General features: G+C 67.4%; 23 protein-coding genes and 1 tRNA gene. 19 read left to right on the top strand and 5 right to left on the bottom strand.

Annotation, left to right across the window (positions count from 1 at the left end):
- The first annotated feature begins 10 nt into the window (after positions 1–10).
- From AC1DGI_RS06585 to AC1DGI_RS06575, 3 genes are all read left to right on the top strand, one after another.
- Positions 11–2,095, top strand: coding sequence for an acyltransferase family protein (locus tag AC1DGI_RS06585; protein ID WP_476898185.1), 2,085 nt, complete (start codon positions 11–13; stop codon positions 2,093–2,095).
- 180 nt (positions 2,096–2,275) lie between these two features.
- A complete protein-coding gene (guaB, locus tag AC1DGI_RS06580) occupies positions 2,276–3,787 on the top strand; it encodes an IMP dehydrogenase (protein ID WP_476898184.1) in 1,512 nt (503 codons plus the stop codon).
- A gap of 6 nt (positions 3,788–3,793) precedes the next feature.
- Positions 3,794–5,635: an ABC transporter ATP-binding protein gene (locus tag AC1DGI_RS06575; protein WP_476898183.1), complete on the top strand. Its 1,842-nt coding sequence runs from the start codon at positions 3,794–3,796 to the stop codon at positions 5,633–5,635.
- On the opposite strand, the gene AC1DGI_RS06570 is transcribed toward AC1DGI_RS06575, so the two are convergent.
- On the bottom strand, positions 5,600–6,259 hold the full coding sequence (locus AC1DGI_RS06570) for a hypothetical protein (protein WP_476898182.1): 660 nt from the start codon (positions 6,257–6,259) through the stop codon (positions 5,600–5,602). The two genes, AC1DGI_RS06575 and AC1DGI_RS06570, sit on opposite strands and share 36 nt — an antisense overlap.
- A gap of 89 nt (positions 6,260–6,348) precedes the next feature.
- Here AC1DGI_RS06570 and AC1DGI_RS06565 point away from each other — a divergent pair, with 89 nt between their 5' ends.
- The 8 genes from AC1DGI_RS06565 to AC1DGI_RS06530 all read left to right on the top strand — a co-directional run bounded on the left by AC1DGI_RS06565 (position 6,349) and on the right by AC1DGI_RS06530 (position 17,397).
- The gene (locus AC1DGI_RS06565; RefSeq protein WP_476898181.1) at positions 6,349–7,485 is read left to right on the top strand and encodes a GuaB3 family IMP dehydrogenase-related protein; all 1,137 of its coding nucleotides are present in this window, start codon (positions 6,349–6,351) and stop codon (positions 7,483–7,485) included.
- A gap of 93 nt (positions 7,486–7,578) precedes the next feature.
- Positions 7,579–9,330: a glycerol-3-phosphate dehydrogenase/oxidase gene (locus AC1DGI_RS06560; protein WP_476898180.1), complete on the top strand. Its 1,752-nt coding sequence runs from the start codon at positions 7,579–7,581 to the stop codon at positions 9,328–9,330.
- A 59-nt stretch (positions 9,331–9,389) separates the two neighbouring features.
- Entirely contained in the window at positions 9,390–9,878 is a 489-nt protein-coding gene (locus AC1DGI_RS06555; protein WP_441399909.1) for a PTS sugar transporter subunit IIA, read from the top strand.
- A 71-nt stretch (positions 9,879–9,949) separates the two neighbouring features.
- Positions 9,950–10,813: an SURF1 family protein gene (locus tag AC1DGI_RS06550; protein ID WP_476898179.1), complete on the top strand. Its 864-nt coding sequence runs from the start codon at positions 9,950–9,952 to the stop codon at positions 10,811–10,813.
- On the top strand, positions 10,810–11,322 hold the full coding sequence (locus AC1DGI_RS06545; protein ID WP_441399907.1) for a DUF3817 domain-containing protein: 513 nt from the start codon (positions 10,810–10,812) through the stop codon (positions 11,320–11,322). Before AC1DGI_RS06550 ends, AC1DGI_RS06545 begins: the two co-directional genes overlap by 4 nt.
- 95 nt (positions 11,323–11,417) lie before the next feature.
- Positions 11,418–13,007 carry a glutamine-hydrolyzing GMP synthase gene (gene guaA / locus AC1DGI_RS06540; protein WP_476898178.1) on the top strand — a complete coding sequence of 530 codons (1,590 nt, stop codon included), beginning with the start codon at positions 11,418–11,420 and terminating at the stop codon, positions 13,005–13,007.
- A 210-nt stretch (positions 13,008–13,217) separates the two neighbouring features.
- Entirely contained in the window at positions 13,218–17,030 is a 3,813-nt protein-coding gene (locus AC1DGI_RS06535) for an AAA family ATPase (RefSeq protein WP_476898177.1), read from the top strand.
- A gap of 58 nt (positions 17,031–17,088) precedes the next feature.
- Positions 17,089–17,397 carry a hypothetical protein gene (locus AC1DGI_RS06530; RefSeq protein ID WP_476898214.1) on the top strand — a complete coding sequence of 103 codons (309 nt, stop codon included), beginning with the start codon at positions 17,089–17,091 and terminating at the stop codon, positions 17,395–17,397.
- A gap of 39 nt (positions 17,398–17,436) precedes the next feature.
- Here the strand turns inward: AC1DGI_RS06530 and AC1DGI_RS06525 are convergent, their stop codons facing one another.
- The 3 genes from AC1DGI_RS06525 to AC1DGI_RS06515 all read right to left on the bottom strand — a co-directional run bounded on the left by AC1DGI_RS06525 (position 17,437) and on the right by AC1DGI_RS06515 (position 19,380).
- The gene (locus AC1DGI_RS06525; protein ID WP_476898176.1) at positions 17,437–18,213 is read right to left on the bottom strand and encodes an RcpC/CpaB family pilus assembly protein; all 777 of its coding nucleotides are present in this window, start codon (positions 18,211–18,213) and stop codon (positions 17,437–17,439) included.
- A gap of 144 nt (positions 18,214–18,357) precedes the next feature.
- Positions 18,358–18,612 carry an FmdB family zinc ribbon protein gene (locus AC1DGI_RS06520; RefSeq protein ID WP_441399902.1) on the bottom strand — a complete coding sequence of 85 codons (255 nt, stop codon included), beginning with the start codon at positions 18,610–18,612 and terminating at the stop codon, positions 18,358–18,360.
- A gap of 120 nt (positions 18,613–18,732) precedes the next feature.
- Complete coding sequence (locus AC1DGI_RS06515; protein WP_476898175.1) at positions 18,733–19,380, bottom strand: 5-formyltetrahydrofolate cyclo-ligase; 648 nt, start codon at positions 19,378–19,380, stop codon at positions 18,733–18,735.
- 109 nt (positions 19,381–19,489) lie between these two features.
- On the opposite strand from AC1DGI_RS06515, the gene galU reads away from it, so the two are divergent.
- The 7 genes from galU to AC1DGI_RS06480 all read left to right on the top strand — a co-directional run bounded on the left by galU (position 19,490) and on the right by AC1DGI_RS06480 (position 24,353).
- On the top strand, positions 19,490–20,395 hold the full coding sequence (galU, locus tag AC1DGI_RS06510; protein WP_441401254.1) for a UTP--glucose-1-phosphate uridylyltransferase GalU: 906 nt from the start codon (positions 19,490–19,492) through the stop codon (positions 20,393–20,395).
- 4 nt (positions 20,396–20,399) lie between these two features.
- A complete protein-coding gene (locus AC1DGI_RS06505; RefSeq protein ID WP_441401252.1) occupies positions 20,400–21,020 on the top strand; it encodes a GNAT family N-acetyltransferase in 621 nt (206 codons plus the stop codon).
- Between the two features lie 144 nt (positions 21,021–21,164).
- Positions 21,165–22,109: a hypothetical protein gene (locus AC1DGI_RS06500; protein WP_476898174.1), complete on the top strand. Its 945-nt coding sequence runs from the start codon at positions 21,165–21,167 to the stop codon at positions 22,107–22,109.
- Between the two features lie 81 nt (positions 22,110–22,190).
- Entirely contained in the window at positions 22,191–22,451 is a 261-nt protein-coding gene (locus AC1DGI_RS06495) for an NAD(P)H-binding protein (RefSeq protein WP_476898173.1), read from the top strand.
- Positions 22,381–22,992 (top strand): SDR family oxidoreductase, encoded by a 612-nt coding sequence (locus AC1DGI_RS06490; protein WP_476898213.1) that lies wholly within the window; start codon positions 22,381–22,383, stop codon positions 22,990–22,992. The genes AC1DGI_RS06495 and AC1DGI_RS06490 overlap by 71 nt, the downstream gene beginning before the upstream one ends.
- A 46-nt stretch (positions 22,993–23,038) precedes the next feature.
- A tRNA-Ala gene (locus AC1DGI_RS06485) sits at positions 23,039–23,111 on the top strand.
- Positions 23,112–23,528: 417 nt separating this feature from the next.
- On the top strand, positions 23,529–24,353 hold the full coding sequence (locus AC1DGI_RS06480; RefSeq protein ID WP_476898172.1) for a DUF1206 domain-containing protein: 825 nt from the start codon (positions 23,529–23,531) through the stop codon (positions 24,351–24,353).
- 87 nt (positions 24,354–24,440) lie between these two features.
- Here AC1DGI_RS06480 and AC1DGI_RS06475 read toward each other — a convergent pair whose 3' ends face one another.
- The gene (locus AC1DGI_RS06475) at positions 24,441–24,617 is read right to left on the bottom strand and encodes a CsbD family protein (protein ID WP_441401244.1); all 177 of its coding nucleotides are present in this window, start codon (positions 24,615–24,617) and stop codon (positions 24,441–24,443) included.
- A gap of 375 nt (positions 24,618–24,992) precedes the next feature.
- Between AC1DGI_RS06475 and AC1DGI_RS06470 the strand changes: the two genes are divergently transcribed.
- Positions 24,993–25,409, top strand: coding sequence for a hypothetical protein (locus AC1DGI_RS06470; protein WP_441401242.1), 417 nt, complete (start codon positions 24,993–24,995; stop codon positions 25,407–25,409).
- Positions 25,410–25,434 lie beyond the last annotated feature (25 nt).

The following is a 25,434-nucleotide window of genomic DNA, read 5'->3' as shown; positions in this document are numbered from 1 at the left end:
GGGGTCCGAAGTGTCGAACCAGCGAACCGCAGCAAGTCCCGGCCAGGCGGCGGCGGGCCCTGCCGCGAGCCGCGAACCAGGCTACCGTCCCGAGGTGCAGGGCCTGCGCGCGCTGGCCGTCCTCATGGTCGTGACGTATCACGTGTGGCTTGGCCGGGTCTCTGGCGGCGTGGATATCTTCCTGCTCATCTCGGCTTTCCTGATGACCCTAAGTTTTGCCCGGAAGGTGGAAAGTGGGAAGCCGCTCCGCCTCCTGAACCACTGGCTGCACCTGCTCAAACGGTTGCTGCCCGCTGTCGTGGTGGTGGTCCTGGGCGTGCTGGCCGGCACCTGGGCCATCCTGCCGCAGAGCCGGTGGTCGGACATCCTTGACCAGGTCTGGGCTTCGTTGCTGTACCGGCAGAACTGGCTGCTCGCGGATACCGCCGTCGACTATTACGCGCAGGACCATTCGGGTGCCAGCCCGCTTCAGCACTTCTGGTCTCTATCCATCCAAGGGCAGGTCTTCGTGCTCTGGCCGCTGGTTTTCGCGGGCAGCGCCGTGCTGCGCAACGCGCTGCGACGCTGGACCGCCCTGGACCGGCGGCTGCTCGACTACCGGCTGTTCCTGGCCCTGGCGTTCGGCGCGATTTTCGCCGCGTCGCTGGCGTACTCGATTGACCTGACCGCCAGTAACCAGGCCTACGCCTACTTTGACACCCGGGCGCGGCTCTGGGAATTTGCCTTGGGCTCGCTCCTGGCGCTGGCGTTGCCCTACCTCAAGCCGGGCAAGGTGCTGCGCGTGGTACTGGGCTGGGCTGGCCTGGCCGGGATGCTCTCCTGCGGGCTGCTGCTGAGCGTGGACCGTTCCTTTCCCGGCTTCATTGCACTGTGGCCAACCCTGGCTGCGGCGGCCATCATTGTGGCCGGGCGGAGCGGAAGCCGCTTCGGCGTGGACAGCTTCCTGACGTGGCGGCCGCTGGTGGCGCTCGGTGACAACTCCTACGCCCTGTACCTTTGGCACTGGCCGCTGCTGGTGCTGGCCCTCGCCGCGATGGGATTGAGTTCGCCGAACCTGTGGCAGGGCCTCGCCATTGTCGCTGTGTCGGTGCTGCTGGCCGTGCTCACCACACGCTTCGTTGAAAGGCCGCTGCGCGAATGGCACTGGCCGCAGCGCCGGGCCTGGCGCACCGCCGTCGTGATCGCCGCCTGCGGTGCCGTGCTGGCCGGGCCGGTCACGCTCTGGCAAAGCCATATGGTGGCGGACGAGGCCGCTGCCGCGTCCCAGCCCAGGGAGCTGACGCCCGGTGCCGCCGCCCTGGCCCCGGAGAACGCCGGCAAAACGACGCCGGACGCGAAGATCATCCCGGCGCCGGGCGCCATGAAGAACGAATGGGCTGACATCGACGGGCTGTGCACGGACAAAAACATTCCCAGCGACCCGCTGCTGGCGGGCTGCCTGCAGAACAGCCGCCCGGACCCGGTCGTCAAGAGAATCGTTGTGCTCGGTGACTCGCACGCCCAGCAGTACATGGCCGCGCTGGGTCCGATCGCCAAGAGCCACGGCTGGGAAGTCGTCACCCTGCTCAAGGGCAACTGCCGCTTCGGCGGAGAATCCACCGAGCGCGACGCGGACTGCAACGCCTTCAACAAGGCCAGCTCCGACTACGTCCTGGAGCACAAGCCGGACGCCGTCTTCACGGTCGCTTCGCTCACCCTCAAGGACGCCCCGTACGAAACCGAGGTGCCGCAGTACCTCGAAGGCATCAAGCCGTTCACCGACGCCGGGATCGAAGTGGTCGGCATCCGCGACAACCCGCGCTTCAACATGAACATGCCCGAATGCGTCCAGAAGAAGGGCCCCCACGCGGCCGACTGCAACGTCCCGCTGCAGGAGTCCCTGGCCGCGTCCTCGCCGCTGGACGACTATCGCGGCAAGGTCCCCCGGCTCCATCTCATGGACATGAGCGACTTTATCTGCGCAGACCGGACCTGCCCCGCGGTCGTTGGGAATGTCTACGTCTATAAGGACGACAACCACTTGACCAAGACCTACGTGCAAAGCATGATCCCGATGTTCGAGGGGCGGCTGCTCGCCGCCACCGGCTGGAAGTGACGCCCGCGGCGCCTCGGTCGGATGGCGTTGCTCACATCCGTTGCCCGGAATATGGGGATGGCCGCCAAGGTTCTACTATTTACTCAATACTTCTGCACAGGCCATGCCCGTAATGACGGGCTGGTCATCTGCTGCAATCCCTACCCGTGAACCCGGAAACCCAAGGTAAGAGGCGCACTCATGACCCAGCCCGAACACGACCCCTTTGGCTTCGTCGGCCTGACCTACGACGACGTCCTGCTCCTGCCGGGACACACCAACGTGATCCCTTCCGAGGCGGACACTTCGTCCCGGATCTCCAAGCGCATCACCGTCAACACGCCGCTGCTTTCCGCCGCGATGGACACCGTGACCGAATCGCGGATGGCCATCGCGATGGCCCGCCAGGGCGGCCTCGGCGTCGTGCACCGGAACCTCTCGATCGCCGACCAGGCCGACCAGGTGGACCGGGTCAAGCGCAGCGAATCCGGCATGATCACCAACCCGCTCACGATCGGCCCCGAGGCGACGCTCGCCGAACTGGACGAGATCTGCTCGCACTACCGGGTATCCGGCCTGCCGGTCGTGGACGAGGGCATGCGCCTGCTGGGTATCGTTACGAACCGCGACACCCGGTTCGTGCCGGAGGCGGACTTCCCGATCCGGCTGGTCAGCGACGTCATGACCAAGATGCCGCTGGTCACCGGGCACGTGGGCATCAGCCGCGAGGAGGCCTCCCACAAGCTGGCCACCAACAAGATCGAGAAGCTTCCGCTGGTCGACGAGCAGGGCCGACTCAAGGGCCTCATCACCACCAAGGACTTCACCAAGGCCGAGCAGTACCCGCTGGCCACCAAGGACGACGAGGGACGGCTGCGCGTCGGTGCCGCCATCGGGTTCTTCGGCGATGGCTGGGAACGCGCCATGACCCTGGTCGACGCCGGCGTCGACGCCCTCTTCGTGGACACCGCAAACGGCCACTCACAGGGTGTCCTGGACATGATCCGCCGGTTGAAGTCCGATCCGGCCGCCGCGCACGTGGACATCATCGGCGGTCAGGCTGCCACCCGCGAAGGCGCGCAGGCATTGATCGACGCCGGTGCCGACGGCATCAAGGTCGGCGTGGGCCCGGGGTCCATCTGCACCACCCGCGTGGTGGCCGGCGTCGGTGTCCCGCAGATCACTGCTATCTACGAGTCCGCCAAGGCCGCCATCCCCGCCGGTGTGCCGCTGATCGCCGACGGCGGCCTACAGTACTCGGGCGACATCGGCAAGGCCCTGGTGGCCGGCGCCGACACCGTCATGCTCGGCTCCCTGCTGGCTGGCTGCGATGAGTCCCCGGGCGACCTGATCTTCGTCAATGGCAAGCAATTCAAGCTCTACCGCGGGATGGGCTCCCTCGGCGCCATGCAGACCCGAGGGAAGAACACTTCCTACTCCAAGGACCGCTACTTCCAGGCCGACGTCTCCGGCGACGACAAGCTGATCCCCGAAGGCATCGAAGGCCGCGTCGCCTACCGCGGCCCGCTGGCCTCCGTGGCGCACCAACTGGTCGGCGGCCTCCGCCAGACCATGTTCTACACCGGAGCCCCGACAATCCCCGAGCTGAAGGCCCGCGGCAAGTTCGTCCGGATCACCGCCGCGGGCCTGAAGGAATCCCACCCGCACGACATCCAGATGACGGTGGAGGCGCCGAACTACGGCTCGCGCTGAGCGAAAATGTCTGAATTGCGACCGGCCCGGGCGCCCAGCCGAAAGCTCACGCTGAGGCCGTACGCCCGGGCCGTCGCGCAGGTGCTGCGGGTCAGCTTCCGTGCCTCGCCCGCCGCCGTCGTGATGAAAGTATTGGGCTCGCTGATCTCCGCGGTGCTGCCGCTGGTCACCACCTACTTCGCCGCGCTGACCACCACGGCGCTGGCGGCCGCCTATGCGGGCAACGCGGCGGCGGGACCGCAGGCGATCATATATGTGGTCATCACAGCGGCGCTCGGCCTCTTCTGGGGAGCGTTCAGCAGCGTGGACCGTTACATCCAGCAACTCATGAGTTTCCGGGTCGGCGCGGTCGTGGGGGACCAGATGTACGAGCGGTTCCTCGCTCTCGACTTCTGGCGCTATGACGACAAGGAGACGGTGGACCTGTACGACCGGGCCAAGCGTTTCTCCGACTCCTACGCGCGGGTCCTGGACCGAATCGCCGCCATCTTCACCCAGCTGGTCTCCGTGATCTTGGCCATCGGCGCCCTGCTGCTGGTCAGCTGGTGGATCGCCGTGATTGTCCTGATCGCGATCGTGCCCAGCGTCTACCTGCAGTTCAGGCTCTCCCGGGAACAGATCGCGCACTGGAACACCCAGGTCGATTCGCGCCGGCAGCGCCGGATGATCGAAACGAACCTGCTGCGGCCGCAACACATCGCGGAGATGCGGCTCTACGGGATCGTCGGCTACCTGATGGGGCTCCGTTCCCGGCTCCGGGACGCGGATGAGAAACGCCGGCTGGACTTCCAGAAGCGCTACATCCCCAAGCAACTCGCCGCCGACGCGCTGCAGTACGGCGCCGAGGTGGTCTCGTTGATCTGGGTGGTGGGACAGGTCATCGCCCGGGCCGCGCCGGTGGGGCAGTTCCTCTACGTCCAGCAGATTGTCAGCCGTGCCCTGTCCACCGCCAACAACTTGGTCTCCTCGCTCAGTTCCATCGACGAGGACCTCTCGAACCTGACGGACTACGAGTTGTTCATGGCGCTGCCGGCGCACTCCGAGCACGCCCCTGCCCTACTGCCGGCGCCCCGGACGGTGGAACTGCGGGACATCCGCTTTACCTACACCGGCAGCGAGCTGGAAGTCATCAGGGGCATCTCGCTGACCATCCGGCAGGGCCAGCACATCGCCATCGTGGGGGAGAACGGCGCCGGCAAGTCCACCCTGATCCGGATTCTTGCCGGGCTCTACCGGCCGGATTCCGGGCAGGTACTGCTCGACGGCGTCGACCTCGCCGCCGTCGACGTGAACTCCTGGCACCGCCACCTTGCCGTGCTCAGCCAGGAGTTCCTCAAGTACGAGTTCGCCACCGCGGCGGAGAACATCTTCTTCGGCGACGTCGACGCACCCCGGGATGACGCACGGGTCCGCCGGGCCGCGGCCGACGCGGAGGCCCTCGAGTTCATCAACAAACTGCCCAACGGGCTGGACAACCACGTCAGTAACTGGATGGAGGATCCCCGCGGCCGGAAAGGCAGCGGGCTCTCCGGCGGCCAGTGGCAGCGACTGGCGATGGCCAGGAACTTCTACCGCGACGCGTCCTTTATGGTGATGGACGAGCCGACGTCGGCGATCGACGCCCTGGCCGAGCACCGGATCTTCACCCGGCTCTTCGCGGACCGCAGCAGCACGATGATCGCCATCAGCCACCGCCTCGCGACAATCGAGAAGGCGGACATCGTCTACATGCTCGAGGACGGTCGGATCGTCGAGCAGGGCACCCACAAGGAACTCGTGGCCTTGCGCGGCCGCTACTTCCGGATGTTCGAATCACAACTGACGGTGGAGGAACCCGAAGAGGTCTGAGCCGCGTCGGCCGTCCGGCGCCGGGCCCTCGACCGTGGTCCGGACTCGTGCCAGGCTCGGTTGCGCTGGGACGCTGCTGAAGCCGAACGTCACCGGGGGCCGCACGGCTGTCAAAGCGCCCGCACTCCGGCCCTCCCAGGTGACGTCGGCATGGCGGATGCGATGGACGTCGGTGACACCGTAGGACTCGCGTTTTCCATTGCCCGCGGTTCCCGAGGTCCTGGCGCCCGGGCTGAGGAGGCTGGCCAGCGGGCTGACCGCGCGCAGCCACCTGGGATGTACTGCGAGGGGCCGCGGGACGGCGCGGAGGGCGAACCCGAGGGGAGTCCTGCCGCCGGTCCCGGCGGTGACCGTCAAAGGCCCGGCATCCACCACGAGCGTCCCCCACCCCAGCGAAACGTCCACACCGATCACGCGCACCTCGTCGAAGGTGTAGGTCGCGGCGACGAATTCGGCCACTTCCCGCGTGGGTGCGAGCAGGATCCGGTGGCCGGAGGGCAGCTGCACCATGACATCGGCGAACGGACCGAACGGGGAGGCCTGCCAGAACCCGATCACGGCCCTGAGTCCGGACAGCGTTCCGATGCCTGCGATGTGGCCGTCAAAGATCCATCGTTTGCCCATCGAACCACGGTAGCCACGCCAGCACGCGTGTTCCACCTGCCGGTGGCACTGCCGCCCGGGCCGGGGCCCGACTGGGATAACCTAGAGCAGTGACTTACGAGATTGAGATTGGCCGTGGCAAGCGTGGGCGTCGTGCCTACTCCCTGGACGACATTGCGATCGTCCCCAACCGGCGTACGCGCGACCCCAAGGACGTATCCGTCTCGTGGCAGATTGATGCCTACAAGTTCGACATGCCCGTCATCGCCGCGCCGATGGATTCCGCGATGTCGCCGGAAACGGTCATCGCGCTGGGCCGGCTCGGCGGCCTCGGCGTCCTCGACCTGGAAGGCCTGTGGACCCGCTACGAGGACCCGCAGCCTGTGCTGGACCAGATTGCCGCCCTCGAAAACGAAACCAACAGCCCGGCCGTCACCCGGCGGATGCAGGAGCTCTACCAGGCCCCGATCCAGCCCGAACTGATCACCTCCCGGCTGGCGGAGATCCGCGCTGCCGGAGTCACGGTGGCCGGCTCCCTGACACCGCAGCGCACGCAGGAGCACTACAAGACCGTGGTTGCCGCCGGCGTCGACATCTTCGTCATCCGGGGGACCACTGTCTCGGCGGAACATGTCTCCAAGGACCACGAGCCCCTGAACCTCAAGCAGTTCATTTACGAACTCGACGTCCCCGTGATCGTCGGCGGAGCGGCCGGCTACACCCCGGCCCTGCACCTGATGCGCACCGGCGCCGCGGGTGTGCTCGTCGGGTTCGGCGGGGGAGCCACCACCACCACCCGCCGCGCCCTCGGCATCCATTCGCCGATGGCGTCCGCCATCTCCGACGTCGCCGCCGCCCGCCGGGACTACATGGATGAATCCGGCGGACGCTACGCGCACGTGATCGCCGACGGCGGAATGGGCAGCTCCGGTGACATCGTCAAGGCCATCGCCATGGGCGCCGACGCCGTGATGCTGGGCAGTGCCCTCGCGCGCGCCGAGGAAGCACCCGGCAAGGGCTGGCACTGGGGCCAGGAAGCCCACCACCTCGAACTGCCCCGCGGCGACAGGGTCAACGTGGGAACGGTCGGTCCGCTCGAGGAAGTCCTGTTCGGGCCGGGCCACCACACCAACGGCACCTCCAACCTGATCGGTGCGCTGCGCCGTTCGATGGCAACCACCGGCTACTCGGACCTGAAAGAGTTCCAGCGCGTCGACGTCGTCGTCTCGCCGTACGCCGGCAACTGAACCCCGCGCCAGCGCAGCCTGGGGCCCTGCCCATCCGGAGAACTTGGAAGTAGTGTGGTGCACTACGAGGTTTGATCCGGATGGAGGCGTGAGATGAACAGTTTTCCTGGTGGGGCTCCCTTGGCAGGCGGGGCACTGGGGCCAGCGGAGCGTGAAGCGTCCCTCGCTGCCCTCAAAGCCAGCACGGAACCCGGCAAGGAGCTCGACATCCTGATCGTCGGCGGCGGCATCGTCGGCGCCGGAGCCGCCTTGGATGCCGTGACGCGCGGCCTGAGCGTGGGCATTGTCGAGGCAAACGACTGGGCCGCAGGCACATCGTCGCGGTCCTCGAAGCTCATCCATGGCGGCTTGCGCTACCTGGAGATGCTGGACTTTGCGCTGGTCAAGGAAGCGCTGCACGAGCGCGGACTGATTCTCTCCGTCCTGGCCCCGCACCTTGCCAGGCCGGTGCCGTTCCTGTACCCGCTCACCAAGCGCTTCGTGGAGCGGCCCTACGTCGGCTCCGGGATCGCCCTCTATGACGCCATGTCCATTACCGGCGGTCACAGCCGCGGCGTCCCGTTCCACAAGCACCTGTCGCGGCGCGGCACCCTGCGGGCGGCGCCGAGCCTCAAGGACGATGCCTTCGTCGGGTCCATCCGGTACTACGACGGGCAGGTCGACGACGCGAAATACGTCGCCAACCTGGTGCGCACGGCGGCGTACTACGGCGCGCATGCCGTGAACCAGACGGCAGTGGTCGACTTTACCCGGGAGGGCGAACGCGTGGTCGGCGCCAAGGTCGTCAACCACGAGGACGGCTCCAGCTTCAATATCCGGGCCAAGCAGGTCATCAATGCCACGGGCGTCTGGACCGACGAGACCCAGGCCATGGTCACCGACCGGGGCCAACTGAAAGTGCGGGCCTCCAAGGGCATCCATCTGGTGGTGCCGCGGGACCGCTTCCAATCCACGGTGGGCCTGATCTTGCGGACCGAAAAATCCGTGCTTTTCGTCATTCCCTGGGGCCGGCACTGGATCATCGGCACCACCGACACCGACTGGCACCTGGACAAGGCACACCCGGCGGCGTCCAGCAAGGACATCGACTACCTCCTCGAACACGTCAACAAGGTCCTGAAACGGCCGCTGACCCGCGAAGACGTCGAAGGCGTCTACGCCGGCCTGCGCCCGCTGCTGGCGGGGGAGAACGATTCGACCGCCAAGCTGTCACGCGAGCACGTGGTGGCCCATCCGGTTCCGGGCCTCGTCGTCGTGGCCGGCGGCAAATGGACCACCTACCGGGTCATGGCGAAAGACGCCGTCGACGAGGCGACACGCAGCATGGACGAGCGCGTCCCGCCGTCGTGCACCGAGTCCATTCCGCTGCTGGGTGCGAGCGGCTTCAAGGCCGCGTGGAACAGGCGCAACCGGATGGCGGAGGAAACCGGGGTGCACGTGGCGCGGATCGAACACCTGCTCAACCGCTACGGCTCCATGGCGCCGGAGGTGCTGGCGCTCATCAAGGAGAACCCCGATCTCGGTGAGCCGCTGCCCGGCGCCGACGACTACCTCGCCGCCGAAGCGGTGTACGCGGCCAAATTCGAGGGCGCCCGGCATGTCCAGGACGTGCTGACCCGCCGGACCCGGATTTCGATCGAGGCGTGGGACCGCGGCGTGTCAGCCGCGCCGGTGGTCGCTAAACTGATCGGAGAAGTTCTCGGCTGGAGCGACACGCAGCGCGAGAGCGAGATCAAGCACTATCTGGCCCGGGTCGACGCCGAACGGCTGAGCCAGCAGCAGCCGGATGACGAATCCGCAGACGCCGCACGCCTGGGCGTCGAGGACATCGTTCCGCTGCGCTGACCGGGGTGCCGTACGGCGCACCGGCGCCCTGCACCGACGCCACTTCGAAGGGACACCTCTTGGCGGAACCACTGGACCGGTACGATGCCGACCTCACCACGCCGCAGATGGTGATCCTTGAGTTGGATGCGGAGGATAAATTCGACGCCTCCGCGCAGCTGGCCCAGCGGATGTACGAGGCCGGCCGGATCTCCGACCTGGAGGGGTTCCTCGGCCACGTCAACGCCCGCGAACACCAACTGGCGACCGGACTCCCCGGCGGGATCGGCCTGCCCCACGCCCGCAGCGAGTTTGTCTCCCGCACCTCAATCGCGGTGGGCATCACGAAGTACGGCAGGGCCCTGGACTTCGGTGCCGCCGACGGGCCGGCCACCGTCATCCTGCTGATCGCGACGCCGGCGAGCTCGTTCTCAGACCACCTCGAAGTGCTGGCCACCCTGGCGCGCTCGCTGTCCAAGGAGTCGTTCCGGGAGTCGCTCCGGCGCGCCTACGACCCTGAGGTGATCTCGGAACTGATCAATTCCAGCCTGGTGTTCTTCGACCACTGAACACCGGGCGGCCGCTCCTGCGCCGCCGGCCCGTTTCGCTGTTCTACACGCGGACGAAGTACGGTTAAGGGGTGCTGAAAACCGCCCTCCAACCCCGCTGGATCGCAGGCCTCGTGCTTGCGCTCGTGATTTCGGGCGTCTTTGTGCTGCTGAGCCAGTGGCAGTTCGGCCGTTCCACACGGTCCGAGGCGCCGGTCTCCGCCGGTACCGAGGAGCCCCGGCCGCTCACCGCCGTGCTGAAGCCGGGGGTGTTCTTCCCCGGCTCCGCGGCCGATCAGGTTGTCACCGCGTCCGGCCACTATGACCCGCAGAAGCAGGTGCTGGTGCCCGGACGGATCAAGGACGGCGCGAAGGGTTTTTGGATCGTCTCCGCCTTCGCAGTCCAGGGCGCTCCGGCGCTGACCGGCGCCGGAGCCTCGCCGCAAACCTGGATTCCAGTGGCCCGCGGCTGGGTGGCCGACGCCGCAGACGCCCCGGCGCCGCCGCGAGGCACGGTGGAACTCACCGGGCGGCTGATTCCCTCCGAGGCGCCGCTGCCGAACACCGACGACGGCCCCGGGCGCGCCAGCGCCGTCTCCGTCGCGGAACTCATCAACGTCTGGGACGTAAGCAGTTTCCCAGGCTTCGTCGCGGCCAGCGCGGAGCGCTCCGCCGGCACGGACGTGGCCGTCTCCGGCCCGGTCCGGCCGTTGAACATCGGGCCGCAGCCGCCCGCGCAGACGGTCAACTGGCTCAACTTGTTCTACGCCGCGGAGTGGGTCGTTTTTGCCGGCTTCGCGCTGTTCATCTGGTGGCGCCTGGTCAAGGACGACTACCGACGCGGCCTTGAAGACGCCGAAGACGAAGCGGCGGCCCTCCGCGCCGCCGGCGGACCCCAGGACGCCGATTCCACCGAAACCGACCCGTATTCAACCAATCCGAGAGTGCAATCATGATCGAGCCCAAGCCGGCCGTCCAGCCGCAGCAGCCCAACGGAACGGGAAGCCCCAGCGGCAAGAAGCGCCGCTTCGGCGGAACTGAGGCGCAGATCCGCTCCGCACTGAAGTTCTACAAGGTCCTCGCCTACCTCACGGGCTCCATGCTGCTCCTCCTTTGCGCCGAACTGATCGCCCGCTACGGCTTCGGCCACTACTTGTTTGCCGGCGGCACCAACGCTGTCACCGGCAAACCGTTCGGTTTCGGTTTCACCGACGCCGAGCCGCCGGGAGTCATCGGGGGAGTGAACGTATCTGTCGCGGTGCTGATCGTCCACGGCTGGATGTACGTCGTTTACCTGATCTCCAACTTCCGCCTCTGGTCGCTGATGCGGTGGCCGTTCGCCAAGCTCATCATCCTGGCCCTGGGCGGCGTCGTGCCGTTTCTGTCCTTCTTCGTGGAGAAGAAGTTCCACGCCCAGGTGGAGGCGGAACTGGCCGCCAATCCGCAGGCATCGCAGCGCTACTGACCGGCCCTTCTGAACAGCCCGCGCCGGCTTGTGAGTTCGCTTACCCGAGGCTTCTCAAGGTGCGGGCGACCGGCGCCGCAAAGTAGGCTGGGAGCGTGACCACTCCCACTGCATCCCAGACGTCCCACAGGCCCGTGCTGGTTGTTGACTACGGTGCCCAGTACGCGCAGCTGATTGCCCGCCGCGTCCGGGAAGCGAATGTGTATTCGGAAGTCGTTCCGCATACCTACAGCACCGAGCAACTGCTGGCCAAGAACCCGGCCGCCATCATCCTCTCCGGCGGCCCGGCGAGTGTATACGCGGAAGGCGCCCCGAGCGTCAGCGCGGACCTGTTCGAAGCCGGCGTCCCGGTCTTCGGCATCTGCTACGGCTTCCAGGCCATGGCCAACGCCCTCGGCGGGAAGGTGGCCCGGACCGGGCTCCGCGAATACGGAGCCACCGAGACCACTACCCTCGGCGAAGGCCGCTCCATCCTTGAGGGGATGCCCCAGCACCAGAGCACCTGGATGAGTCATGGCGACTCCGTTCATGAGGCCCCGGAGGGCTTCGAGGTCCTCGCCACGACGGCGGGCGCCGACGTTGCCGCGTTCGCCAACGAGGAGAGGGGCCTCTACGGCGTGCAGTGGCACCCCGAAGTGAAGCACTCTGCCTACGGCCAGCAGGTGCTGGAGAACTTCCTGTTCAAGGGCGCCAAGCTGGAACCGAACTGGACCGCGGGCAACATCCTCGACGAACAGATCGAACGGATCCGCGAGCAGATTGGCGGCGCACGGGTGATCTGTGGGCTATCCGGCGGCGTCGACTCCGCCGTGGCGGCCGCCCTTGTCCAGCGCGCTGTCGGCGACCAGCTGACCTGTGTCTTCGTGGACCACGGCCTGCTGCGTGAAGGCGAAGCAGAACAGGTCGAGCGCGACTTCGTGGCCGCCACCGGTGTGAAGCTCTACATCGCCAACGAGCAGGAACGCTTTCAGGCGGCTTTGGCCGGGGTCAGTGATCCCGAAACCAAGCGCAAGATCATCGGCCGGGAGTTCATCCGGGCCTTTGAGGAAGCCGAACACGCCATCATCGCCGAGGCCGCGGCGCACGGCGAAAAGATCAAGTTCCTGGTCCAAGGCACCCTGTACCCCGACGTCGTCGAATCCGGCGGCGGCGAAGGCGCGGCGAACATCAAGAGCCACCACAACGTGGGCGGCCTGCCGGAAGACCTGCAGTTCGAACTCGTGGAACCGCTGCGGGCATTGTTCAAGGACGAGGTCCGTGCCGTCGGCGCCCAGCTGGGCCTGCCGCAGGAGATCGTCGGCCGGCAGCCCTTCCCGGGCCCGGGCCTCGGCATCCGGATCGTCGGCGAGGTCACCAAGGAGCGGCTGGACCTGCTGCGCAAGGCCGACGCGATCGCGCGTGCCGAACTGACGGCGGCCGGCCTTGACAACGAGGTCTGGCAGATGCCCGTGGTGCTGCTGGCGGACGTCCGCAGCGTCGGGGTGCAGGGCGACGGCCGCACCTATGGCCACCCGATTGTGCTGCGGCCGGTGTCCTCCGAGGACGCCATGACGGCCGACTGGTCGCGGCTGCCGTACGACCTGCTGGCCCGGATCTCAAACCGGATCACCAACGAGGTGGACGGCGTCAACCGCGTCGTGCTGGATGTCACCAGCAAGCCGCCGGGAACCATCGAGTGGGAATAGCGTTGTGAATGGCCGGCCTCCTCCGAGGCCGGCCATTCTCTATTTCCTGTGCCGGGCGGCCTGGCGGCAATTCGCCGGACCAATTTGGCGTGCGTCAGTGTTGCGGCCGCTCTCCGACGCCGGATTCGGGCTACCCTCGAAAGCATGCCGGTATGGTCCAGAGCGTCCCGCGCGAGCGCAGAAACCGCGAGAGTAGAAAAGAAGGCAGCAGTGTCAGTTGGTCAAGGCCACCCCGAGGGCTCCGAGGAGTTCAGGAAATGGCTGTCGGGCCTCAAGCCCGTCACCGGAGCAGACACCATGCTGCGCTTCACGAAAACTCCCGAGGGCTCCATTGACCTGACCCACGCCCATCCCTCCGGCCTGGCCCAACTGATGGCCGGCCGCCGCACCCGTCTGTCGACCCTGATCCGGGACCGTCAGCAGTACGTCGTCGCCGCCCGGGCCTCACGCAACCTTCGATCCAAGATCTTCGAACTCGCCAACGACCGCGGCATCGACGCCGGCTATTTCTCCGCCGGCACCGTCGTCTGGACTTCCGCCGTCGGGGGCAAGCCGCAACGCGTGTCCGCGCCGGTCATGCTCACCGCCATTTCCCTGACCATTCGCCCCGGCGAGGACGATTACGAACTGCAGCTCACCGAGCAGGCCCGGATCAACCCGGCCCTGGTCCGGCACCTGAAGTCCATTCACGGCATCGTCTTCGACGTGAACGCTGTGACCCGGATGGCCTACAGCACGGCCCGGTACGATCCGCAGCCTGTCCTGGACCGTCTCGGCACGCTGATCCAGCCGATCCACGGCGCCGAAATCGAGCACAACCTGCTGGTCTCGACCTTCGCAGACCTTTCCGGGAACCTGGATGATCCGTGGATTAACCAGAGCAACCCGCTCGTGGCGGCGCTGGAACGCGCCGCCACCGGTGCGCCGGTGGACGTGCCCGTGCTCCAGGACGGAAGGTTTCCGAGCACGGATCAACGGAGCCCGGCCGAGGAGCTCCTCCTCCTCGACGCCGACACGGACCAGCAATACGTCGTCGACGCCGTCCGCGCGGGCGATTCGCTCGTGGTCAGCAGCCCGCCGGGCACCGGCCAGACCCAGACCGCGATCAACACCATCGGCGCCCTGATCGACGAGGGCAAGAGCGTCCTGGTCGTCGGCGACCGGCGGGCCAGCCTCGGTGAACTCACGGCGCAGTTGGAGACGCTGGGGCTCGAGTCGGTGCTCGTCCAGCTCGCCGGCAACTCCACGCCGCTGCAGCTCAAGGGCCAGCTGGTCCGGGCGATCGTCCGCAACGAAAAGTCGCTCGAACCGCAGCTGAGGAACCTTCACTCCACCCTAACTGCGCACCGGCACGCGCTGATGGACCACGTCGCTTCGCTGCACAACGTACGCCAGCGCTGGGGGTGCTCGCCCTACGAGGCGATGCAGTCCCTCGCGGCACTGACCGCGATACACCCGGCGCCGGCCACCACCGTCCGACTCAAGCGCAGCGTCCTGGACAGCATCCGCGACCGCGAGGAACTCGCGGGACGGCTGCGCCGGGCGGCGGAACTGGGCAGCTTCAGCCGCGCGTCGACCATGAGCCCGTGGCACGGCGCCCGGCTCCTGACGCGTAAGGAAACCGAGGAGGCACAACAGGTAGCCTGCTCGGTCGCCGAAAAACTCCCTCAGTTGCGCGAGCGGATGAACGGCGTCGCCGAGCACGCGGAGATCCGGCTCGGCGAAACCTTTGCCGAGTGGGGCGACCAGATCGACCTGCTGGTCGCGGTCCGCGAAAGCCTGGACAAGTTCACCCCCGACATTTTCGACCGGCCCGTGCATGACCTCATCTCGGCCACGGCCCCGTCGGCGTGGCGCCGGGAACGGAACATCGACATGCCCTCCATGCAACGCTCCCGATTGCGCAGGGTTGCCAAGGAGTACGTGCGCCCCGGCGTGCACATCGCCGACCTCCACAGTTCGCTGCTGCTGGTCCAGGACCAGCGCGCCACGTGGGCGGAGTACGCCACCACCCAGCGGCACCCGGCCGTGCCGTCCGGACTGGCCGAAATCACCGCACTGTTCCGGGAACTGGAAGCCGAGCTGGCTGAGCTGGGCGTCGCCGTCCAGCACACCCGCGCCGGTGGAGGCCTCCACGACACCCCCTACGGCGAGCTGACGGAACGGCTGGACCGCCTCGTCGCGGACACCGGTACGCTTGAAACCCTGCCCGAGCGGACGCTGCTGGTGGAGAACATGCGCGAGCACGGCCTCGGCGAGCTGCTCGCCGATCTGGCCGAGCGGGAGGTGCCGGCCGAATCGGTGGCCGCGGAGCTTGAGCTGGCCTGGTGGCAGTCGGCCCTGGAAGCCATGATCAGCGGCGACGACTATCTCGCCATGTCCGACGGCGACGCCCTCCGCCAGCTCGAAGCAGAATACCGACTCGCGGACAACGCCCACATCGCCAGCGGTGCTGCCCGACTGCGCTGGAAACTGGCCGAACGCTGGCGCGCTGCCCTTACCGAACACCCCCGGCAGTCCGAGCTACTGCGCAGCCTGCTCAAGGACGGCCGGGTAACGCCTGCGGCGTTGACCGCGCAGTCACCCGAGCTCATCCCCATGCTGGTGCCGGTCTGGTCCGTCAGCCCCTATCTTCTGACCAGCCTCTTGCCGGCCGAACAGCGCTTCGACGCGGTCGTGATCCTTGACGCCGAGGCGACGTCACTGCAAGCCGTACTGCCCGCCGTCGCGCGCTCCCGTCAAGTCATTGCCTTCGGCGACGACCAGATCGCCAGCCCGCGCGGCTTCACCGTGGGCGTCGAGCGGCTCGCCGCCGGCGAAAGCTCGCACCAGCGCGTGGACAGCGCGTACCAGGCCCTGGCGGCCGTGCTGCCGGTGCGGAAACTCAGGACCGTCTACCGCGCCGTCGACGAGGACGTCGTGCGACAGCTAAGCAATGGGTTCTATGACGGAGAACTCCGCCGGCTGCCCGAGGGCCAGTCTGCGACCGGCCTGGAGCGCGCGCTGACGGTGGAATACCTGCCGGATGGGACCGGCTTGCCGAGCGCTGACCACGACGGCGTCGAATCGGTGGTAGCCGAAGTGAACCGCGTGGTGGACTTGGTCTTCGAACATGCGAGACTCCGCCCCCGCACCTCGCTGGCGGTCGTGACGGGCAGCCTCCGGCACGCTGCCCGGATCGGCGAGGCCATCCGGCGGCAACTGCCCAACCACCCCCTGCTGGGCAGTTTCTTCACCGCCGGCGACGAGTCGTTCCGGGTGGTCGACCTGGAGCGTGCCCAGGGTCTGGTCCGCGACCGGGTGATCTTCTCGCCCGGCTATGGCCGCACCCCGCACGGGCGTGCGCTGCACAACCTCGGACCGCTGTCTGCCGAAGGCGGCCGCGCCCGGTTCGCCCTCGCGATGACCCGGGCCCGGCGCTCCTTGCACGTGCTGAGCTGTTTCCGCCCCGAAGACCTGGATGTCACCCGCCTGAGCCACGGCGCGGTGGACTTCTACGAACTCCTGGACCGGGAAATCGCGGGCAACTCCGCGTTGGGAAGCCCGGCCTCCCGTGCGGCTGCCAGCGAACAGGCACTCGGCGCCGACCCGTTGGTGGCAGACCTCGGCGACCGGCTCCGCGCCCGCGGGGCCCGGGTCTGGCATCAGTACGACGGTGTCCTGGACATGGTGGCCGCAGCCGACCCGATGCACACCATCGGCCAGGACGACGCCGAGATCCCCAGTCCCGTCGCCATCGAGTCTGACGGCACCGAGCGGTACCGGCGGATGACCGTTCGTGAGCGCAGCCGCCTGCGCCCGCAACTGTTGGAACGCATGGGCTGGCGGTACATGCCATTATGGACGATAGAGGTGTTCACCGATCCCTCGGTCTGCGCGGACCGGATCGGCGGCTACCTCGGCTTGGAGAAGCCCGTCGCGTCGAACCGGCTTCGGACCTCGCCCGGCTTTTCCGACGACATCGAGAACCTGAGCGTAGAAGACGGGCAGGACACGTATGCGTCCGCCGCGGACCGGGGATGACCGGCGGATAATTGCCCACAGGCAAGCTAGAGCTATTCGCAGCAAGGAGGCCGGCGGCATGAACGCAGACGGCGACAAGAGCAACGATACGGGGCGGGACGGCGGCGAACGCCGCGATGCCCAGCGGGGGAGCGTCCCGGCGGCCGCTTCCCCGGCTGTCCCAGCGGCGGACCTGACGGCAGGAGACCCGCGGCACGATCCGCAGCAGCACCGACCCAAGCGTCGGGCCGCGGCACCCGCCACAGGTCCTGGGGGAGTGCTTCCCAACAAGGCCGCGGAGGACGATCCGCGCCGTTGGGGCGACCAGCCCGGGAGCTATGACCACGACGCCTGGCTGCTTGAGCAAAAGCCTCCACACTGGGGCTGACCTCCCGCGGACGGCCCCAGGAGTTCGGCTGTCACCCGGCTAGCCTGGCCGTGCGCCGACCAGGACAAAGAACAACTTGCCTTGGGTTGATGCGCCGGCGAGTCTCCGGGCCTGGTCGGGGTCGGCCGCTACCACCATCAGGCCGTCCGTCTCCCCGCCGTCGAGCCATTGGCCGGCGCGGCCGCCGTGTGCGGAGGTCCACAGCACTGGCACCGCGGTCGCGAGCAGTTGGGACGCAGCGGCCTGCTCGTAGCCGTTGCCGCTGGTCATCACGACATTGACGAGCTGTCCGGGAGAGACCAGCTGGATGGATGCAGGGTCCGCCATGCGGAGCGGAACGGCCGCAGCCCCAGGCGGGCTGCCAGCCAGAAGCCCCGGACCAACGAGTTGGGAATCTGAGAAGAGCTGGCCCTGGCGGAGCCCCACGGCGAGCTGTTGACCCTCCAGCGCGGCGAGATTGAGGGAACCGCCGGGAAGCACGCCCGGCGGGACTTCGATCGCGGCGAGGTCGGCGGCCGCCAGTACTCTCCCGGCCGGAAGGTCCTTGGCGGCTGCCCAGGCGGGAACGGTCGCGTCGGGTGCCGGCGTCAGCTGCTGAACCGTCAGGCCGGTGGCGAGGCACAGCAGGAGGGCAACTGCCAGCCGGCGGTTGCGCCTGATCCATCCCTGGAGGCGACGGCGCCGCGGCGGTTGGCGGGAGCTGCTGCCGGAGCGGAAGACGGTGCCATACGGCCGGGACCTTCCATGCGGGGAGGGCGGGGCCGCCACACGTAGGCGTGCTGGAAAGGAGTCTGACGGGCGGCTGCGATGGGCCATGTCGACACGCTATGGCGGTTCCGCCCAGCGGCGTCAGACCTGGTCGGCGCTATGTGGACAACACCTCGGGCTGATAACGCTGTGCGCCGACAGGATGTTCTGCAGCGAACGCAATCCGGAAATCCGCTCGCGGCCTCGGGAGTCTTAGCTGGCCGCTGCCGATGCCGGTGCGGCGGCAGGTGCTGCCGCGGTGGGAGCGGGCGTCACGGTGCTGCCCTTGGAATCGCGAGAGTCGGTCCGGTAGAAGCCGGAGCCCTTGAACACGACGCCCACGCTGTTGAATTTCTTGCGCAGGGTCCCTTCGCACTCGGGGCAGGACGTCAGTGAGCTGTCCGTAAATGACTGCACGATCTCGAAGGCGTGGCTGCAGTCCTTGCAGGCGTATGCGTACGTGGGCACCGGGTTTCCTCCTCTGGGGCAAACGAGCAGGTCCCTCGGCTGCCGCGGGCGGTTCGCCGTCACCGGCTTCGGTGTATAGCGAAGTGCATTAGCAGTCTCAGGGCCTGAGTGCCAATTCTATCACCCGCCGGGGGGCGCCTCGGCAAGTGGCGCTAGCGGGACGAGCCCTCCGGGGGTCAGTGCGGACGCAACCTTACGGTCGAAAGACTCGGCCGGAATGCTGCCGGCCGGCAACACTTCGGCGTCGTAGACGATCGCCGCCGTCGGAAGCGGGGCGCCAGCGGGGGCGGCGCCGTCCCCGCGAAGTTTCATGAGCTCGGCAAGGAACTTGTCGTAATAACCGCCCCCCTGGCCGATCCGGTTGCCCGAGCGGTCCAGGGCGGTGGCGGGCAGGAAAATCCCGGTCACGTCAAGCATCACGGACGTGCCGAGCCGTTCACCGGCTGGCTCTTGGATGGGCGCGTAGCGGCTGCGGACAAAAACGGAGGCCGGGGTCCAGTACACCCAGCTCAGAGTAAGGCCCGGTTCGCAGACCGGCAGCAGTACCCGGTGCCCGGCGTCGTGCAGTGCCCACAGGAGTGGCAGGGTGGGCGGCTCGGAGCCGACGCCGAGGTAGGCGCCGAACGTGCGCTGTCCGCCGCGGGCCAGTCCGGCTGCCCAAGCCAGGCCGTGACGGGCCAATGCCGAGCCGGCGGCGTCCAGATCCGCTGGCGACAAGGCGGCCCGGTTGCGCCGGTGTCGCGAGCGGATCTCTTCTTTGGTGCTCATGCAGTAGCGTCCTTTCGGCTGTGCAGTGCCGCCTCATCTGGCGGGCGTCGCGGCAGCCATGCCGCGGGAACAATTACCTGTTGTTTGCCCCCTCCGCTAGATTAGTCGAGTGACTACACCCAACGCCCCAGTCCGTAAGGCCGTCATCCCCGCTGCGGGCCTCGGCACCCGCTTCCTTCCCGCCACCAAGGCGATGCCCAAGGAGATGCTGCCCGTCGTTGACAAGCCGGCCATTCAGTACGTGGTCGAGGAAGCCGTCAGTGTCGGCCTGAACGACGTCCTGATGATCACCGGCCGCAGCAAGCGGGCCCTCGAAGACCACTTCGACCGGGTGCCCACCCTGGAAGCGACGCTGGAGGCCAAGGGCGACACGGCCAAGCTGGAGTCCATCCAGGCGGCCAGCAACCTCGGCGACATCCACTACGTCCGCCAGGGCGACCCGATGGGCCTTGGCCACGCAGTGCTGCGCGCCAAGCAGCACGTCGGCTACGAGCCCTTCGCCGTCCTGTTGGGCGATGACCTCATCGATGCCCGCGACGAACTGCTCAGCACCATGATCGAGGTGCAAGCGAAGACCGGCGGCTCCGTCGTAGCGCTGATCGAGGTCGAGCCCTCGCAGATCAGCGCCTACGGCTGCGCCGACGTCGAGATGGTCGAGGGCGAGGAGTACGTCCGCATCAAGCAGCTCGTAGAGAAGCCGGACGCCGACGAAGCTCCATCGAATTTGGCCATCATCGGCCGATATGTCCTGCACCCCGCAGTCTTCGAGGTCCTCGAGCGGACCGAACCGGGCCGTGGCGGCGAAATCCAGCTCACAGATGCCCTGCAGGAGCTTTCCGCCGGCCAAGGCGAAGGGTACGGCGTGTACGGCGTCGTCTTCCGCGGCCGCCGTTACGACACCGGCGACAAGCTGAGCTACCTCAAGGCCTGCGTCCAGCTCGCCTGCGACAGTGAGGACCTCGGCCCCGGACTGCGCGACTGGCTGCCCGGCTTCGCCGCTGGCTTGACGAAGTAGTTCCGTGGGGGGCGGCTTCACGTGGCCGGTGACTTTGGAGTGCGGTGACCTTGTGCTGCGTCCGATCCGGTACCGGGACCGCAAGGAATGGAGCGAGCTGCGGGCGCGTAATGAGCAGTGGCTTGCCCCCTGGGAAGCGTCCAACCCGGTTCCCGGCGGCGGCTTGCCCGACTACCGCCAGATGGTGCGCTCGCTCAAAGCGCAAGCGGCGCAGGCGTCCGCGCTGCCATTCGTCATCACCGCATGGACGCCGGGCTTCAAGGACCCCGTGATCGTGGGCCAGTTGACTGTCTCCTCGATTGTCTGGGGGTCGGCCATGATGGCCACACTTGGTTACTGGGTCGACCGGGACCGGGCGGGGCACGGCATAGCACCGACCGCCGTTGCGATGGCCACCGACTATTGCTTCCGCACGCTGGGGCTGCACCGCATGGAAATCAATATCCGGCCGGAAAACCGCCCGAGCCTGCGGGTGGTGGAGAAGCTTGGGTTCCGTGACGAGGGATACCGGCCTCGCTTCCTGCACATCAACGGGCAGTGGGCGGACCACCGCACCTTCGCGCTGACAGCCGAGGAAGTATCTGAAGGGCTACTGGCCCGGTGGCTGGAAAACCGTCCCGCCTAAGCATCGAAAATGCGTGCCTGACCAGCCCTTTCGGCATATCTCCAGTGAATTGGCAGTTCTCTCGCGACACACCGCAGGCAATGCCGCCCGGGTCGCCGTCTTGCTCATACCGTTTTGATTGTGGACTTCCCTCTTAGCAGCTCAGTGATCCTTGTCATTGCTGTTGCGCTCTGGATCGTGTGGGTGGCTCCCTACATGCTCCGGAATGGCCGTACCCGGCTGCACCCGGCGGGGGAGTTCTTGATGGACGTGGTAGATGCAGGCAAAACAGACCCCCAGGCCGCATACGTGATGAAAATGGCGGCCCCGCAGGAGAAACCGATGACGAGTACGCAGCGGCCCGAGTCCGCCCCGAGTTCCCTTGACCTCGACGGCGATCGGAAGCCCGCGGTGCCCGCCCCGGCATTCCGGATCCGCTATGGCCGCTCGGCGCTCGCCCTGCTGGGCACGCTCGCCCTCCTCACCGGCGTCGTCTCCGGTGTCCTGCGGCTCTTCGGACTGGGGTCCGGGTGGCTTCCCGTCCTGACCCTCCTCGGCGCGGTGGCCGCCGTCGTACTGCTCCGCAGGCTTGCGGTACGGGATCGACGGCGCAAAGTCGATGCCGCGTTCCGCTCAGCCATGGGCTCACCGGTGCGCGGTGCCGCCGCGGCGCCCGCCGCGGGCCGGGCAGCCGCGGTCCCCGAAGCGGGACCCGCGAAAGAGAGCCCACTGTTCGACGCCGAAGCCGGCGCCGCTCCGCTCGCGCCCGCCGCCAAACCCTTGACGGCCGACGAATTGCGGCGGGCCGCTCTGGCCGAAGCTGCTGCGTCGGGCGACACTTACGTCCGCCGCGTCGAGGATCCCACCGCCGCGGCAAGCTGGGAGCCCGTGGAGGTTCCGAAGCCAAGCTACGTCGAGGCCCCCAAAGCCGAACGCCCCGCCCCCGAGCCGCTGGACCTGCCGGAAGCCCCGAAAGCCGTCGGCAAGCCCTCGCTCAAGCAGGCCTCGGTCCGCCAGCCGGAGACGCCCGACGCGGAGTCCAAGCCGCTGGGCAAGGGCCAGAGCGCACTGAGTAACCTCGACGACGTCCTGCAGCGCCGCCGCGCCTGATCCTCCCAGGTCCCGCCCCGAGCAGCCGTCGCATCGGCGGCCCGGGGCCATTTATTGCCCGCGGCCGCTAGTCTGAGGACCATGACGAAAATCTGCATTGCCGGGGGAACCGGACAGGTGGGCCGCGAAGTTGTACGTCAGGCGCTTGCCGGCGGACACCAAGTGGCCGTGCTCAGCCGCAATCCTCCCGCACCGGAGACCGCCGGTCATGAAGGCGGAGCGGAGTATTTCCGTGGTGATGTGACGACGGGGGAGGGGCTGGCCCGCAGCGCTGGCCGGAGCCGACGTCGTCATCGATTGCCTGGAGGGACGGGCAGGCAAGGCACTGAAGAACTTCGCTGACGGCGGCGCGCGGCTGCTGGCCGCCGCACAGGAAGCCGGCGTCAGGACGGCAGTCATGCTCTCGATCGTCAACTGCGACCGCAGCAGCCTGGGCTACTACAAGTCCAAGGCGGCCAAGGAACAGGCCTATGGACGGTCCGGCCTCGAGACACTGGTGGTGCGGGCCACTCAGTTCCATTCTTTGCTGGCACGCGTGTTTGCCGCCGGCGCCAAGGTCCGGCTGATTCCTGTGGTGAAGGGTGCAAGGTTCCAGCCGATCGCGCCTGCCGAGGTGGCCGCGGCGCTGCTCGAGGGAGCGCTGACGGCGCCATCAGGCGAGCGGCACAGGATCCGGACCGTCGGTGGCCCGGAAATCATCGGCATGCGGGAACTCGCCCGCACATGGCAGCAGGCTTCTGGGGCACGCGGACGTCTGGTGGAGCTGCCGCTGCCGGGCGGGATGGGAAAGTACCTGCGGGCTGGCGATAACTTGGCGCCGGCAGAGCGACACGGCACGCAGACTTTCGAGGGCTGGCTGGCAATGCGGGCGGATAGTTTGTAGCCTAAGAACGTTGGAAACGCCGTTCCCCCGGGAACGGCTTTCTTACGGGGCTATAGCTCAGTTGGTAGAGCGCTTCGTTCGCATCGAAGAGGTCAGGAGTTCGAATCTCCTTAGCTCCACATTTGCGGGGGTTTTTGAACCCTTGAGTGGGTGTCTTAGGCGCTCCGTCTGCGCTTCGGGTCTTCGCACATTTTCCAAGCACGAGGACGACAGCCACCCCGCACGGGCCGACCGGGCCCAGGACCGGAATGAGGGCCGCCACGAAGGATCTGGCCGCTAACCAGCCAACACGAGGGGAGGGCCTTGGGGTTCTCCCTTTTGTGCCCGCCGGCCAGTTCCAGCCGGCCAGTACCCGCCGGTTCAAGGACGAACCGGTGGGGACCGGCACGGATCGGTTGCCTGCCGGGCAGCCGTGCCTTCCGAGGTCTGTTCGCGCCGCCGGACACGGACATACACTGGAGCATCCGCGACGCCGGCAACCTGGCGACGCCGGAGCGGGCAACCGAAGTTCAAGTTCATATCGGGAAGGTCTAGCCATGGGCAATGCCTCGCAGAAGGCTAATCGGGCTGTATCCGAGGCGGCGTCGGCGAGCCGAAGCCCCGCCCTGCGAATCCTCGCACGCACCGGATTCGTTTTCATCGGCCTGGTCCACATCGTGATCGGCGGCATTGCCCTGCAGGTAGTCAGGGGGCAGGGCGGTGAGGCTGATCAGTCCGGCGCGATCGGGTCGATCGCCGCGAAGCCGGGTGGAACGTTCTTGCTCTGGGCTGGGTTTGCTGCGTGCGCCGCGCTGGCCCTCTGGATGGTCAGCGAGGCCGTCTTCGCAGCCCGCTCGGAGACCGATTCAAAGAAGAAGCTGAAGGAGTCGGGGGCGGCGGTGGGGAAGGCCGTTGTGTTCGGATTCCTGGCCTTTACTTTCGCCGTCTTCGCCTCGGGCGGCAACAAGAACTCCAGCCAGTCGGCAAGCGACTTCACCGCCAAGCTCATGGGGACGCCTGCCGGGGTGGTGCTGCTCATAGCGATCGGGCTCGCGGTCATCGGAGCGGGCGTCTATTACGTCTACCGCGGAGTCACACGGAAGTACATGGAGGATCTGCAGGACCCGGGCAACGCCCGCACGGCCGTCGAATGGATAGGGACCATTGGTTATTCCGCCAAGGGCGTGGTCCTCGCAGTCGTCGGCATCCTGATGATCGTTGCCGCGGCCACAGCGGATCCGTCGAAATCCTCAGGTCTGGACGGCGGCCTGAAGACCCTCGGCTCCCAGCCGTACGGCGTGTTCCTGCTCGCCGCAATCGCGGCGGGGCTGGTCTGCTTTGGCGTGTACTCGATGGCCCGCGCGCGCTATGGAAGGTTTTAGCGGCCGGACCAGCCAGGGACCCGGATTGCCGGGCAGAACGAAGGGCGCACCACTTAACTAGTGATGCGCCCTTCCCCTGCGTTCGGGTCAGTCCTTCTTGAAGGCGTCCTTGACCTTCTCGCCGGCCTGCTTCAAATCGCCTTTGGTCTGGTCAGCCTTGCCTTCAGCCCGCAGGCTCTCGTCGCCCGTCGCGGTTCCGGCAGCTTCCTTGCCCTTACCGCCGGCCTTCTCGGCTGCGTTCTGAATCTTGTCGCCTAGTCCCATGGTGTTTCCTCCTCTGGTTGGCGGCCGTTCAATCCGGCCATAACCCATCCTAAGCCTACTTAGCATCAGGACCGCAAGTGGGAATTTGTCAAGGGTGGGGGAGTCAGGCCTTCTCGCGGGCCGTAGAGAGCAGGGGCCGGCCGCGGTTACCGTGCTGAGGACAGGACCCCGGAGAGCGGCCCGTTCCGGACGGGCGCGGGAACAGGCGTCGCAGGTCCCTGCCGGCGATGCCGCCGGGTGGCACTGCCGACTATTTCCAACCGGTGGGATCGCCGGTAACGTGACACTCACTCCGAGCTACAGCGGCTGGCGGCATGGTTGGAGCGATAGCAGACCCGCGATGCCGCCCGTCCCGGCCATTCGAAGGGATTAACAATGAGACTCAGCCACATCCCGCTGCGCGTCGTCACGGGCGCGTTCATCCTCAATTCCGGACTGGGCAAGCGCAGCCTGGACCGGGAGAGCGCAGCCGGTCTGCAGGCGATGGCCGTCCGGGTTGTTCCACAGTTGGGGCGATTCGAACCGGAACAATTCGGCAAGTTCATCAGCTACGCCGAGACTGCACTGGGCGCAGCCCTTCTGACGCCGTTCCTCCCGAGCCGCCTGGTGGGGCTGGGGCTGGGAGTTTTTTCGGGATCGCTGCTCACGATGTACCTTAAGACCCCTGGCATGACTCTCGACGACGGGATCCGGCCGAGCCGGCAGGGAACGGTGCTGGCCAAAGACATCTGGATGTTTGGCATCGCGGTGGCCCTGGTCCTGGACCCGAAGCCAAAGCCACGAGGCACCTGAGGCTTCCTCGGATCCGTCGGCAGCG

The organism is Arthrobacter sp. 05N428_2, assembly GCF_056397065.1.
This window is presented reverse-complemented; position numbering and strand designations above follow the sequence as displayed.

Coding starts and splice junctions, on each gene's coding strand:
- guaB (WP_476898184.1), top strand. CDS start 2,276: ATGACCCAGCCCGAACACGACCCCTTTGGCTTCGTCGGCCTGACCTAC.
- AC1DGI_RS06575 (WP_476898183.1), top strand. CDS start 3,794: ATGTCTGAATTGCGACCGGCCCGGGCGCCCAGCCGAAAGCTCACGCTG.
- AC1DGI_RS06570 (WP_476898182.1), bottom strand. CDS start 6,259: ATGGGCAAACGATGGATCTTTGACGGCCACATCGCAGGCATCGGAACG.
- AC1DGI_RS06560 (WP_476898180.1), top strand. CDS start 7,579: ATGAACAGTTTTCCTGGTGGGGCTCCCTTGGCAGGCGGGGCACTGGGG.
- AC1DGI_RS06545 (WP_441399907.1), top strand. CDS start 10,810: ATGATCGAGCCCAAGCCGGCCGTCCAGCCGCAGCAGCCCAACGGAACG.
- AC1DGI_RS06530 (WP_476898214.1), top strand. CDS start 17,089: ATGAACGCAGACGGCGACAAGAGCAACGATACGGGGCGGGACGGCGGC.
- AC1DGI_RS06525 (WP_476898176.1), bottom strand. CDS start 18,213: ATGGCCCATCGCAGCCGCCCGTCAGACTCCTTTCCAGCACGCCTACGT.
- AC1DGI_RS06515 (WP_476898175.1), bottom strand. CDS start 19,380: ATGAGCACCAAAGAAGAGATCCGCTCGCGACACCGGCGCAACCGGGCC.
- AC1DGI_RS06495 (WP_476898173.1), top strand. CDS start 22,191: ATGACGAAAATCTGCATTGCCGGGGGAACCGGACAGGTGGGCCGCGAA.
- AC1DGI_RS06480 (WP_476898172.1), top strand. CDS start 23,529: ATGGGCAATGCCTCGCAGAAGGCTAATCGGGCTGTATCCGAGGCGGCG.
- AC1DGI_RS06475 (WP_441401244.1), bottom strand. CDS start 24,617: ATGGGACTAGGCGACAAGATTCAGAACGCAGCCGAGAAGGCCGGCGGT.
- AC1DGI_RS06470 (WP_441401242.1), top strand. CDS start 24,993: ATGAGACTCAGCCACATCCCGCTGCGCGTCGTCACGGGCGCGTTCATC.